The organism is Clostridium sp. CTA-6, assembly GCF_054768115.1.
Window position 1 is genome coordinate 599,021 of the sequence record NZ_BAAAAU010000001.1, and the last position, 12,155, is coordinate 611,175.

At 29.1% G+C, this 12,155-nt stretch carries 12 protein-coding genes; 4 read left to right on the forward strand and 8 right to left on the reverse strand.

What is annotated here, in order from left to right:
* The first annotated feature begins 270 nt into the window (after nt 1-270).
* The 3 genes from treP (at nt 271) to treR (ending at nt 4,322) form a co-directional block, all read left to right on the forward strand.
* On the forward strand, nt 271-1,698 hold the full coding sequence (gene treP / locus ACYUDJ_RS02595; protein ID WP_003485651.1) for a PTS system trehalose-specific EIIBC component: 1,428 nt from the start codon (nt 271-273) through the stop codon (nt 1,696-1,698).
* Nucleotides 1,699-1,911: 213 nt separating this feature from the next.
* On the forward strand, nt 1,912-3,591 hold the full coding sequence (gene treC / locus ACYUDJ_RS02600) for an alpha,alpha-phosphotrehalase (protein ID WP_460289485.1): 1,680 nt from the start codon (nt 1,912-1,914) through the stop codon (nt 3,589-3,591).
* A gap of 20 nt (nt 3,592-3,611) precedes the next feature.
* A complete protein-coding gene (gene treR, locus ACYUDJ_RS02605; protein WP_003485647.1) occupies nt 3,612-4,322 on the forward strand; it encodes a trehalose operon repressor in 711 nt (236 codons plus the stop codon).
* Nucleotides 4,323-4,530: 208 nt separating this feature from the next.
* Here treR and ACYUDJ_RS02610 read toward each other — a convergent pair whose 3' ends face one another.
* The 7 genes from ACYUDJ_RS02610 to ACYUDJ_RS02640 all read right to left on the reverse strand — a co-directional run bounded on the left by ACYUDJ_RS02610 (nt 4,531) and on the right by ACYUDJ_RS02640 (nt 10,489).
* Nucleotides 4,531-4,971, reverse strand: coding sequence for a PTS sugar transporter subunit IIA (locus ACYUDJ_RS02610; protein WP_030035285.1), 441 nt, complete (start codon nt 4,969-4,971; stop codon nt 4,531-4,533).
* 133 nt (nt 4,972-5,104) lie between these two features.
* Nucleotides 5,105-6,499, reverse strand: coding sequence for a PTS fructose transporter subunit IIC (locus tag ACYUDJ_RS02615; protein ID WP_003485639.1), 1,395 nt, complete (start codon nt 6,497-6,499; stop codon nt 5,105-5,107).
* A complete protein-coding gene (gene pfkB, locus ACYUDJ_RS02620) occupies nt 6,500-7,423 on the reverse strand; it encodes a 1-phosphofructokinase (RefSeq protein ID WP_042384915.1) in 924 nt (307 codons plus the stop codon).
* A gap of 19 nt (nt 7,424-7,442) precedes the next feature.
* The gene (locus ACYUDJ_RS02625) at nt 7,443-8,303 is read right to left on the reverse strand and encodes a tagatose bisphosphate family class II aldolase (RefSeq protein ID WP_003485635.1); all 861 of its coding nucleotides are present in this window, start codon (nt 8,301-8,303) and stop codon (nt 7,443-7,445) included.
* A 199-nt stretch (nt 8,304-8,502) separates the two neighbouring features.
* On the reverse strand, nt 8,503-9,240 hold the full coding sequence (locus ACYUDJ_RS02630; protein ID WP_042385532.1) for a MurR/RpiR family transcriptional regulator: 738 nt from the start codon (nt 9,238-9,240) through the stop codon (nt 8,503-8,505).
* Nucleotides 9,241-9,312: 72 nt separating this feature from the next.
* On the reverse strand, nt 9,313-9,942 hold the full coding sequence (locus ACYUDJ_RS02635; RefSeq protein WP_043031969.1) for a CatB-related O-acetyltransferase: 630 nt from the start codon (nt 9,940-9,942) through the stop codon (nt 9,313-9,315).
* Between the two features lie 139 nt (nt 9,943-10,081).
* A complete protein-coding gene (locus tag ACYUDJ_RS02640) occupies nt 10,082-10,489 on the reverse strand; it encodes a YjdF family protein (RefSeq protein WP_003485630.1) in 408 nt (135 codons plus the stop codon).
* Between the two features lie 360 nt (nt 10,490-10,849).
* On the opposite strand from ACYUDJ_RS02640, the gene ACYUDJ_RS02645 reads away from it, so the two are divergent.
* Nucleotides 10,850-11,245 (forward strand): RidA family protein, encoded by a 396-nt coding sequence (locus ACYUDJ_RS02645; protein WP_003485629.1) that lies wholly within the window; start codon nt 10,850-10,852, stop codon nt 11,243-11,245.
* An 84-nt stretch (nt 11,246-11,329) separates the two neighbouring features.
* Here the strand turns inward: ACYUDJ_RS02645 and ACYUDJ_RS02650 are convergent, their stop codons facing one another.
* On the reverse strand, nt 11,330-12,088 hold the full coding sequence (locus ACYUDJ_RS02650) for an N-acetyltransferase (protein WP_003485628.1): 759 nt from the start codon (nt 12,086-12,088) through the stop codon (nt 11,330-11,332).
* Nucleotides 12,089-12,155 lie beyond the last annotated feature (67 nt).

Sequence of the window (12,155 nt, forward strand, 5' to 3'; positions counted from 1 at the left end):
TACAAGAAAATATTAATGTTTTTTGATTTTATGATAATGGCTTAAAAAAGAAGAGTATAGCTAATGTTACCCTCAACTCTATTTCCCTCTTATTTTCCATTTGTATATGTTTTTACTTTAATAGAAAAAATAAATATAATAAAAATTTATGAAAACGTATTGACTAGCATGTACGTACAAGATATAATTTAGTTATATTAACTTGTACGTACATCTTTCTAATAGATAAAAATATTTACGAAAGTATAAATAATAAAGGGGGATTATAATATGTCTAAGTTTTCAAATGACGTACAGCAATTATTAGAATATATCGGCGGAAAAGAAAATATCTCTGCAGTAACCCATTGTGCAACCCGTATGCGTTTTGTATTAAATGATATTAAGAAAGCTGATGTTAAAAACATTGAAAAAATTAAATCCGTAAAAGGGGTTTTTACACAGGCCGGTCAATTTCAAGTTATTGTTGGTAATGAAGTATCAACATTTTATAATGAATTTGTAAAAATAGCAGAAGTAGATGGTGTTAGCAAAGATCAAGCCAAGGTAGCTGCTAAAAATAATATGAATTTTATGCAAAAACTACTGGCTAATTTAGCAGAAATATTTACACCTCTTATCCCTGCCCTTGTAGTTGGAGGTTTAATATTAGGATTCCGTAATATTATTGGAGATATTAAATTAGTTGAAAATGGAACTAAAACTTTAATACAGGTATCACAGTTTTGGCAAGGAGTTCATTCCTTCTTATGGTTAATTGGTGAAGCAATTTTCTTCTTCTTACCTGTTGGAATAACTTGGTCTATTTCTAAAAAGATGGGCACCACACAGATTTTAGGAATAATATTAGGACTTACTTTGGTTTCTCCTCAACTATTGAATGCTTATGCCGCTTCAAGTACTCCTATCGATAAAATTCCAGTTTGGAATTTTGGCTTTGCAAAGATTCAAATGATTGGTTATCAGGCACAGGTTATTCCATCCATGCTAGCCGGTTTTCTTTTAGCCTGGTTAGAGAGATCTGTACGTAAAATTGTGCCAGAATATATTTCAATGATTGTAGTACCTTTTCTTTCCTTAGTACCTACTGTATTAATAGCCCATATTGTTTTGGGTCCAGTGGGTTGGAAAATAGGTACAGTTATAGCAAACGTAGTATATTCAAGTTTAACTTCAACCTTCGGATGGCTCTTTGCAGCGGTATTTGGATTTACCTATGCACCTTTAGTAATTACAGGATTACATCATATGACAAATACTATTGATTTGCAAATAATGGCCGAACTTGGTGGAACTAATTTATGGCCAATGATTGCTCTATCCAATATAGCTCAGGGCTCTGCTGTTTTAGCAATGATTTATTTAAATAAAAATAATGAAGAAGAAAAACAAATATCTATTCCAGCAGCAATTTCCTGTTATTTAGGGGTAACGGAACCAGCTATATTTGGTATAAACCTAAAGTATGTGTTCCCTTTCTTAGCAGCTATGATAGGTTCTTCCATAGCCGCAGTAATATCAGTAGGTTCAAATGTTATGGCTAATTCAATTGGAGTTGGTGGCCTACCAGGCATCTTGTCTATAAAGCCACAATACATGCTGTCTTTTGCATTAGCAATGTTAGTAGCTATTGTTGTACCTTTTATACTTACAATTGTGTTTTCTAAGAAAAAAAAGTGGAGTAAAAAAACACAATAAACTAATTACATTTTAAAGAAAAAAGCTTTAAAATTACCATAATAAGATTTGAAATAGAAAAATGCTTAGAATATAAAATAATAGTTCAAATAAAAGTAAATTTAAAATACAAAATTTCAAAGGAAAAACATCTTAAAATAATATTACAAATAGAAAAGGAGGATTAAATTCCTCCCTTTTCTGATTCATATTATAAAAAAAGGAGCAAATTATATGAAAGATTTTAAAAAAAGCGTAGTCTATCAAATATACCCAAAATCCTTTAATGATACTAATGGTGATGGATTGGGAGACTTAAAAGGAATTACAGTTAAATTGGATTATTTAAAAACATTAGGTATAGATTATATATGGTTAACTCCTTTTTATATCTCTCCTCAAAAAGACAATGGATATGATGTAGCAGATTATTGTAACATTGATCCCCTATTTGGAACCATGGAAGATTTTGATAAGCTAGTTAAAGAAGCAAATAAAAGAGAAATTGACATTATGCTTGATATGGTATTTAATCATACCTCTACAGAACACAAGTGGTTTAAAAATGCTCTAACAGGTGATGGAAAATACAAGAATTATTATATTTTTAAAGAATCTAAGAATGGACATACGCCTACCAATTGGGACTCCAAGTTCGGCGGTTCTGCCTGGGAATATGTTAAAAAATTTAATGAATATTACTTACATTTATATGATGCTACCCAAGCGGATCTTAACTGGGAAAATGAAGAAGTTAGAAAAGAAGTTTTTGACATTGTGAATTTTTGGATTAAAAAAGGTGTAAAAGGCTTTCGCTTCGATGTTATTAATGTGATCTCAAAACCAATGGAATATAAGGATGACAATAATGGAGATGGTCGTTCATTCTACACAGATGGTCCTAATATTCATAACTATCTAAAGGAATTAAATAAAGAAACCTTTGGCAGATATAAAGATATAATTACTGTAGGCGAAATGTCCTCTACCACTATAGATAATTGTGTTAAATATTCAAATCCTAAAGAAGAAGAATTATCTATGGTATTTAACTTTCACCATCTAAAAGTAGATTACAAAGACGGTGATAAATGGAGCTTAATGGATTTTGATTTTATAAAATTAAAAAATCTCTTCAATCATTGGCAGGTTGGAATGGAAGAAGGAAACGGTTGGAATGCAGTATTTTGGTGTAACCATGACCAACCTCGTATTGTATCCCGTTTTGGAGATGATAAAAAATACCATAAGGAATCCGCAAAAATGTTAGCTACATCAATACACCTACTTAGAGGAACTCCCTATATTTATCAAGGAGAAGAAATCGGTATGACAAATTGTTATTATGATACAATTAATTCTTATAGGGATGTGGAGTCGATTAATTTTTATAATATACTAAAATCTGAAGGTAAAACTGAAGAAGAAATAATTAAAATTCTACAGTCAAAATCCAGAGATAATTCCCGCAGCCCAATGCAATGGGATAACTCAACCAATGCTGGATTTACCATAGGAGAGCCTTGGATAGAAATATGTAAAAATTATAAATCCATTAATGTAGAAAGCTCTTTAAAAGATAATAACTCTATTTTTTATCACTATCAAAAATTAATCAAATTAAGAAAAGAATATAATATTACATCCTATGGAAATTTTGAGTTGATATTAGAAGAAGATAAAAGTATATTTGCTTATTTAAGAAATTACAAAAATGAAAAACTACTTGTAATAAATAATTTTTATGGAAAGGAATCCTTATTTAAATTGCCTACAGAATTAAAATTAGATGAATATAAAAACAAAATTTTAATTTCTAATTATAAGGATTCTCCTATAGACTTTAGAGAAATTAATTTACGACCTTATGAGTCTATTGTTTATCATCTTGAGGAAAAATTAAAAAAATGTTAAAATGTTTCTGGTGATAAGATATGGAAAGCAAGTATTTGACTATTTATAATGAGATCTCAAATAAAATAGAAAATAATAAAATTGAATCCGGTGAAAAACTTTCCTCTGAAAATGAGATGATGAAAGAATATAATGTATCTAGAGATACCATAAGAAAGGCATTAAATTTACTAGAAAGTAATGGTTATATTCAAAAAGTAAAGGGTAAAGGTTCCTTTGTTATAGATATTAATAAATTTGATTTTCCTGTTTCAGGACTTACAAGTTTTAAAGAATTATCTACTAAAATGGGCGTAGAATCTAATACCCTAGTTAAAGAATTAAAGCTAATGAAACCAGATAACTTTTTAATGAAACAACTAAACCTATCAAAAAATGATGATGTGTGGAAAGTTATAAGAGTAAGAGAAATAAACAATAAAAAAATCATCTTGGATAAAGACTTTTTTAATAAGAAATATGTACCTTTATTAACTAAGGATATTTGTGAAAATTCTATATATGAATATCTTGAAAATGAACTAGGACTTAAAATTAGCTTTGCCAAGAAGGAAATTACAGTGCAACAAGCTACTGAGGAAGACAAATCATATCTAGATTTTGAAAACTATAATATGATAGTAGTGGTAAAAAACTATATATATCTAGATGATATGAGTCTATTTCAATACACTGAATCTAGACATAGACCGGATAGATTTAAATTTGTAGAATTTGCACGAAGAAAATAATACTGTTTTTTAACTTTACAACAGTAGATTAAAAAGAAACTGTCTTAAAATTAAATCTCCTTTAAGACAGTTTCTTTCTTTTGTGTTGTAACTTTTTTATGTTTAAATTTATATAATCATATTAGTTATTGATTTCATATTATTGATTTTATAAAATAAATTTTAATTGAGATAGAGTTTTTATTAAATCTAAATTGTTAGAAGTAATTTAAATTATTTCTAATATTTCTGATTTTGATTTTGCGTTTAATATTTTTCCTCTGAAATCTTCATGCATTAATTTTCTTGATAAGTTAGCTAATGCCTTTAGATGAAGATCACTTTGCATATCGTTTACTGCTATCATAAATATCATGTTTACTGGCTCTCCGTCTATTGAGTCATAATCTACATTATCTTTAAGAACTCCTACTGCAATACGCGGTTCCTTTACAGCTATAGATTTAGCATGTGGTATAGCAATACCAAAACCTATGCCTGTATTACTTAAAGATTCCCTATGATAAATATCTGCTTTAAATTTATCCTCATCAAGAACTGCTCCATCCTTTACCAAAACATCAATCATTTTATTAATAAGATCCTCTTTATCCTTTGCCACTACATTTAATTCTATAGTGCTTTCTGTTATTAATTCATTTAATTCCATAATTATTTTATTCATCCCCTTATCTTAAATACCTTGTAAATTATTGTTTTTGTCTTATGCTTAACAATAATGTCCAATGCTATTATAAATTATAATTAATATAGTAACAAGGTATATATTTTTTGAATTAATCTTATTGAGCTTTCTTTTGTGTATGTCCTCTATATATTCCATATAATATTGCACCTACTGTTGATCCTACTAATATGGCGCCTACCCATAGTAATGGTTTACTAACTAATGGTAGTATTAAAAATCCACCGTGAGGAGCTGGCACTTGAATTTTCATTAAATAAGTTAATACAGAAGATACAGAAGAACCAACCATTAATATTGGAATAACTCTTAATGGATCTTTGGCTGCAAAAGGAATTGCTCCCTCTGTTATATGAGTACAACCTAAGATGTAGTTAACTAATCCAGCTGCTCTTTCTTCTTCATCAAATCTGTTTTTAAAGAATGTTGTTGCTAAAGCGATTACAAGTGGTGGTGTTATACAAGCTGCTGAAACACCAGCCATGAAATAATAATTTCCTTGTGCAAGTAGCATTGTACCTGTTAGGTAAGCGGCTTTATTTACTGGTCCGCCAAAGTCAAAGGCAGACATACAACCTATAATTATTCCTAATAAAATTGGATTTGCTTGTTCAAGTGATGCAAGCCATGCCATAATACCCTTATTTAAAGCTGCTACCGGTTCACCTAATAATGTCATTAGTACACCTGTTACCAATATTCCGATTATTGGCAATATAAATATTGATTTTAAACCTTCAAATTGTTTTGGTAATCCTGAAAGTAATTTTTTAAAGTAAAGCATTAGATATCCTGCAAAGAAACCTGCAATGATACCACCTAAAAATCCTGATCCTGTAGTATTTGCTATAAGTCCACCAACAAATCCGGCTACCATACCTGGTCTTCCAGAAATGGAATCTGCAATATAAGCTGTAAATATTGGAACTATTATTGCAAATGCTTCTCCACCTATTCCCTTAATCATAGCTGCTATAGGATTATATTGTGTTGATTTTGGATCAAAGGAATATATTCCCCATAAAAAAGATATAGCTATAAGTACACCACCTGCTACAACGAAAGGTAACATATGAGATACACCATTCATTAAGTGTTTATAGATATCTCTAGTTACAGATTTTTTACCTGGAACTTCTTCTGAACTTTTCTTTATAGTTTTTTTAGCTGCTCCTCCTTTTATAGGAACCTTTCCATCTAATACCGCTTGAATTAACTCTTTAGGTTTACGAATTCCATCTGCTACTGAAGTTTCTATAGTTGCTTTTCCTGTAAATCTATCAGCTCTAACATCTTTATCTGATGTAACTATTACTCCAACTGCTTCTTCTATATCCTTATCTGTTAATTCATTTTCTACTCCAACAGCACCATTAGTTTCTACTTTTATATCTACTCCTAATTCTTTGGCTGCCTTCTTTAATGCTTCCTCTGCCATAAATGTATGAGCTATTCCTGTAGGACATCCCGTAACAGCAATAATCTTTTTCATTTACATTACCTCCTTAACATCTATTTTTTGTATATACTCTGATACTTTACTAAAAGTTCCTAGCGCACTAGATTCAGCAACATTTGCACCGGTAGCGGATGCCTTTTTAAGTGCCTTTTCTATATTAGATTCAAATAACCATTCACTTAAAAATGCTGCTAAGGATGCATCCCCTGCACAAGCAGAACTTAAAAGTTTAATCTTTGGTGCATTGCAATAATAAACTTTGTCTCCATTGTAAAAATACATTCCCTTTTCTCCTAAGGTTAAAAGTATATTTTTTGCACCTAACTTATAAATATATTTTAATGCCCCTTTTATATCCTCTTCATCTTTTAAACTAAGTCCAAATATAGCCTCAACTTCTTCATCATTAGGTTTAATTAATAAAGGTTTATATTTTAATAATTCTTTTAATTTTTTAGAGCTTATATCTAATATAACTTGAACATTATTTTCCACACATATATCTAAAATTTCATTGTAGTAATCCTCTTCAATACTTTGAGGAAGACTTCCACTTATTATTAAATAATCACCTTTTTTTAAATTTGATGATAAGTATTTTAATAAATCCTTTTGAGTTTTCCTCGAAACAAAAGGTCCCTTGTTTACATACTTAAATTCTTTATTATCTTCCGTATTTATAAATACATTTATCCTTGTATTTTCTTCTATCCAAAAAGCTTCTGTAAGTATATTTTTCTTATCTAGTTCCTCTACAATATACTTTCCTGTAAATCCTCCGAAAAATCCAAGAGCTTTACTTTCTATAGAATAATGATTCAAAACTAGTGACACATTTACTCCTTTGCCATTAGGTGAATAGGATAAATTAGTAGTTCTATTTACCTTAAAAGGTTCATTACTACTGGAAGAACAATTCATATCTATAGCTGGATTAGTAGTTAATGTATAAATCATAGCCTCATCTCCTCTAGGTCTAAGCTTGTCCATTACTTCCGCAAACCATTATTTTATGTCTTACTACTTCTCTCATGGCTTCTTTTCCTGGTGTCATATATTTTCTTGGATCATTAGCCTTTGGATTTTCATTAAAGTAATTTTTTACAGCATCTGAAAATGGTATTTTTAAATCTGTAGCCACATTTACTTTACAAATTCCAAGAGATATAGCTTTCTTAACTAATTCATCTGGTACATCTGAAGCCCCATGCAATACTAAAGGTACACTAACTTTTTCTCTAATTTCTTTTAATCTATCAAAATCAAGTTTTGCTTCTCCCTTATATAATCCATGAGCTGTTCCTATAGCTACTGCTAAAGAATCCACCCCGGTTCTATTTACAAATTCTACAGCATCATCTGGATTTGTATACATAGCATCCTTTTCACTTACTACTAAATCGTCTTCTTTTCCACCTAGTTTACCAAGTTCTGCTTCTACAGTTGCATCATACTTATGAGCATATTCTACTACTTCTTTAACAGTTTTTATATTTTCTTCAAAGGGTTTTTTAGATGCATCAATCATACAAGATTTAAATCCAATATCGATATCCTTTTTAATTTCCTCCACATTTTCAAAGTGATCTAAATGAATTGCTATTGGAATATCATATTTTTCTGCTGCAACTTCTGCCATAGCAGCTATATAATCCGGTCCTGCATAATCACTAATTGTTGATGGTGTTCCTGCTATAATAACTGGAGATTTTAATTCTGCTGCAGTTTCTACCACAACCTGTAATGTTTCTAAATTATGAATATTAAATGCTGGTATAGCATATGCTCCTGCTTGAGCTTTTTTTAACATTTCTCTAGTAGATAAAATTCTTCTCATTATTTTGTCCTCCGTTTATATTTTATTTATACTTTTATTTTATCTAATATATAGAGAAAATGTTTTCATAGTTCATATATGTTTTTTTATGTAAATATACAATGTACTCCTGTATTTGTCTATATTAGAGCATGTAAAATAATTCTGAAAATATAAAAAAGAGATTTTCAATATTAAAAAATCTCTTTTCATACAGCTTTTAAATTATTAGATAATCTATAATAGCTCTTGATATTATAAACAATGGTAACCTTGAAGTAACTTCAAATTCTTTAATAGCCGTTCTAGACTGTTTATGGCCTATCAATGTAATATCTGATAAATTTTCTAATTTACTATTTTTAACACAACAGCAAGTGATTAATTTTGCTCCAGTTTTAATTGCACTTTCTGCTGACTCTACTATTTCAGGAGAGCCGATTTTTAGTGAAAAGACTATTACAAGTTCCTCTTTATTTAAAGTTTTACATATCTTTTTCATAATATTAGGATCTACTATCAAAAATGTATTATATCCTAATAATTCTAATTTTAAATTAAACTCTTGAGCCACAAGTTCTGTAAGACCTCTAGCTAAAATGTATATACGCTTTGCTTCTTTTATTAGTCTAACAGTTTTTAATACATTTTCTACAGAAATATTTTCTATAGTCTTTGTTACTTCTATTAAAGATTTACCTAGTATTTCATTTACCTTTTTAGAATCATGATTGTAATCATTTTTAGCTGAAATTTTGTATCTTAGTTCGGAAAAACCCTCTAATCCACATTTTTTAATAGTTCTAGAAACCGTTGCTGGGGAGGTAAAAGATTTTTCTGCTACATCTACTATAGACATATTAGGTATTTTGCTTTCATTAGAATTAATATAATTAACTACTGTTTTCTCTGTTTCAGTAAGACCATCAAAAATACTTTTATTAACTTCTATAACCATTTTTTCATCCCCATTCATATAATTACTAAAAAAACCCCTAAATTAAATGCTTCTAAAATTAAAATATTTAAACTAGATATTATTGCATACAAACTTTTTGTATAATAATTTAATATTATTACTACATAAAATAGGTATGTTTTCCTTTATTTTTTCAATGGGCCAGTTCCACCATTTCATTTCTAATAACATTTGAATTTCATCCTGTGAAAATCTTTTTTTTATAGGTTTAGCTGGATTTCCAGCCACAATGGTATATGGCTCTACATCTTTAGTAACCACTGCTCTTGTTCCTATTACGGCCCCATCATTTATTTTTATTCCCGGCATTATTATAACTTCAGTTCCTATCCATACATCATTTCCTACTACAGTATCTCCACTTCGCACATATCCATCCTTTGAATTTTCATTAAGCTCTGTATAATAGAAGGGATAGCTTGTTATCCAATCATATCTATGGCCTTGATTTCCTGCCATAATAAATGCAGCTCCTGAACCTATTGAACAAAACTTTCCTATTTTTAGTTTATCAACATCATCTCTCTCTTCGGATAAATATCTTACACAATAGTCCTGAAAATGCTTAGCATGATAATAGCCGGAATAATAAGAAAAATCACCAACTTCAATGTTCTTATTTGTAATATGATCCTTTATTATATAGCTATTCATCCAATTTTGAAAAATATTATTATTCATAAAAACTGCCTCCTATACTCTTTTTTATTATATAATTGTGATTTTTCATAAGTATAGAAGGCTTACTTGTATGTTCTTTTTGTTGTAGACATTTTTTAACTCCTAATAAATATTTTTTATAACATATGTCATTTCTATATTAATGTCCCTTTTTCTTTTGAGATTTCTTTTCCTGTCTTTTTTGAAATTTAAGTTCTTTTTTATTTTCACGATTTTCCTTTAACTTAATCTTTCTTTCTGTTTTTTTATTTTTATGATCAAGTTTTAAAGCCTGTTGCGCCTTTGTTCCAATACCTTTTTCCTGTACTGTTTTCTTAATTTCTCTTTGCATCCTTTTGGGATTAATTTTTTTCTTAGGATTTTTGCCTATGGATATTGGATCACTAAATTTAATATTGTAATAATTTTTTAAGATAAAATCGTATACTTCATAGTCTTTAGGTTCCTGACCAAAAACCACCCTACATATTTGAATTTTATCTTGATCCTGTTTTTCAAAAATACCTATCCAAAAAGGCTCGTCAAATAAAACTGTTAATTTAATCATTTTTTTCCTCCTGTTATATAGCTCAATTAGAGAACGGACAACCCCAGGAGGGCAGGTTACTGAGGGCTAATTACCCTATTCGGACTACCAACCGAATCGTGTTTTTATCTCAAAGCTATTTATTTCAACTTTATTATAGCATTAATTAGTATTCATTGACAAAATCTATTTCAATATATATATTTATAGCATGGGGGGTATTAAAATGAAAGAATGTTTATATGCTAGTAACATAGAAAAGAATAAACATTCCATCTCTGTTTTCGATAAATAAATTTCTATCAATGGATAACTATATATTATAAGCAATATATAGTGGTAGAAATTATTTTATCCCAATAGAGAAAGGAATTAATAAAAATGAATAATAATGTAGTTAGTAGATTGGATTCTTCAAAAATAAGTAAAGCAGTAGGTAATTATACTCATATAACCAAAATAGAGCCTAATGCAACATTTTACACATTTTCTGGACAAGTTGGAGCAGATTTAGATGGCAATTTCCCTGTGGAATTCAATGAACAGGTAAACAACACATTTTTAAATATATCAAATCTATTAAAGAGTATAGGTTTAACACCTAATAATGTTATAAAGGTTAATATTTGGGCAACAGAAGAAATTGACTGGGATTACTTTGATAAAGTATATGATGATTTTTTTGGAAAACCTTATCCTTCAATGACTGTTGCTTATGTAAATGCTTTAGGATTAAAAGAGATAAAATTAGAAATTGAAATATGGGCAGCAAAATAATTTTATCTCATCCTCCTAAATAAAAATATTCCATTATAAAAAATGCCCTCATTGTTAAAAAACATTGAGGACATTTTTTCCATTTTAAAAACCTTTTTTCTCAAGGAACTTCTTAAATTTATTCTCTGATAATATTTCATTGGTCACAAACTTACCATCATAAAAAAGGCTATATGTGGTAAAGGGTGAAGGTGCATTCTGAGCTTGCTGCTTAGATTCATACTTTATCAATGAAAATTTTATTTTCTTTAATTGAGCAATATCTTTAGTTAGCAGTGCATATTTATCAGTATGTGGGCATTGATTTGAGTAATATAAAACCATTCCTTTTTCATTAATTGTACCATTTTTACAACACTCTTTAAATTTTGGCTTTACTTCATTTTCATCAAAAGGAAAATATAACAGTTCATAATAAGGTTCTGCTATATCACATGTCTTAAACCCTTTATATTTTAAGTATTTAGGATCTGACAAAAAGGGCATTTTCTTTTTTGATGAAAGGATAACAAGCCCCTTTTTATTCTGCTGTTTTGCATCCATAATACATTCTTCCAACAATTTATTTCCACAACCCTGACCTTTAAATTGACCAGAAACCCAAAAACAATTGATAAACATATATCCTGGGGCTTCAATTGGACACCATGCATTTTCGGAAGGTATATATTCTATAAAAACCTTACCACGTACATTAAACTTTTTAAAAACCAGTCCTTCACTAAATTGTTTTTTCATCCAGTTTTTCTTAGATGATATACAAGTTTCTCCTTTTTTATCTGATATAGCACAACAAATATGCTCTTTATCAATATTTTCATTATCAACACTTATGATATTCATAAATTATTATCTCCTTGATATTTAAATTTATCTTTAATATATAATTTCATTATACCAAGGCTATTAT

Bases quoted from the DNA above. Each gene is read 5' to 3' on its own strand.
- ACYUDJ_RS02650 (WP_003485628.1), bottom strand. From the start codon at position 12,088: ATGAATATCATAAGTGTTGATAATGAAAATATTGATAAAGAGCATATT.
- ACYUDJ_RS02645 (WP_003485629.1), top strand. From the start codon at position 10,850: ATGAATAATAATGTAGTTAGTAGATTGGATTCTTCAAAAATAAGTAAA.
- treR (WP_003485647.1), top strand. From the start codon at position 3,612: ATGGAAAGCAAGTATTTGACTATTTATAATGAGATCTCAAATAAAATA.
- treP (WP_003485651.1), top strand. From the start codon at position 271: ATGTCTAAGTTTTCAAATGACGTACAGCAATTATTAGAATATATCGGC.
- ACYUDJ_RS02625 (WP_003485635.1), bottom strand. From the start codon at position 8,303: ATGAGAAGAATTTTATCTACTAGAGAAATGTTAAAAAAAGCTCAAGCA.
- pfkB (WP_042384915.1), bottom strand. From the start codon at position 7,423: ATGATTTATACATTAACTACTAATCCAGCTATAGATATGAATTGTTCT.
- ACYUDJ_RS02630 (WP_042385532.1), bottom strand. From the start codon at position 9,240: ATGGTTATAGAAGTTAATAAAAGTATTTTTGATGGTCTTACTGAAACA.
- ACYUDJ_RS02615 (WP_003485639.1), bottom strand. From the start codon at position 6,499: ATGAAAAAGATTATTGCTGTTACGGGATGTCCTACAGGAATAGCTCAT.
- ACYUDJ_RS02635 (WP_043031969.1), bottom strand. From the start codon at position 9,942: ATGAATAATAATATTTTTCAAAATTGGATGAATAGCTATATAATAAAG.
- ACYUDJ_RS02610 (WP_030035285.1), bottom strand. From the start codon at position 4,971: ATGGAATTAAATGAATTAATAACAGAAAGCACTATAGAATTAAATGTA.
- ACYUDJ_RS02640 (WP_003485630.1), bottom strand. From the start codon at position 10,489: ATGATTAAATTAACAGTTTTATTTGACGAGCCTTTTTGGATAGGTATT.
- treC (WP_460289485.1), top strand. From the start codon at position 1,912: ATGAAAGATTTTAAAAAAAGCGTAGTCTATCAAATATACCCAAAATCC.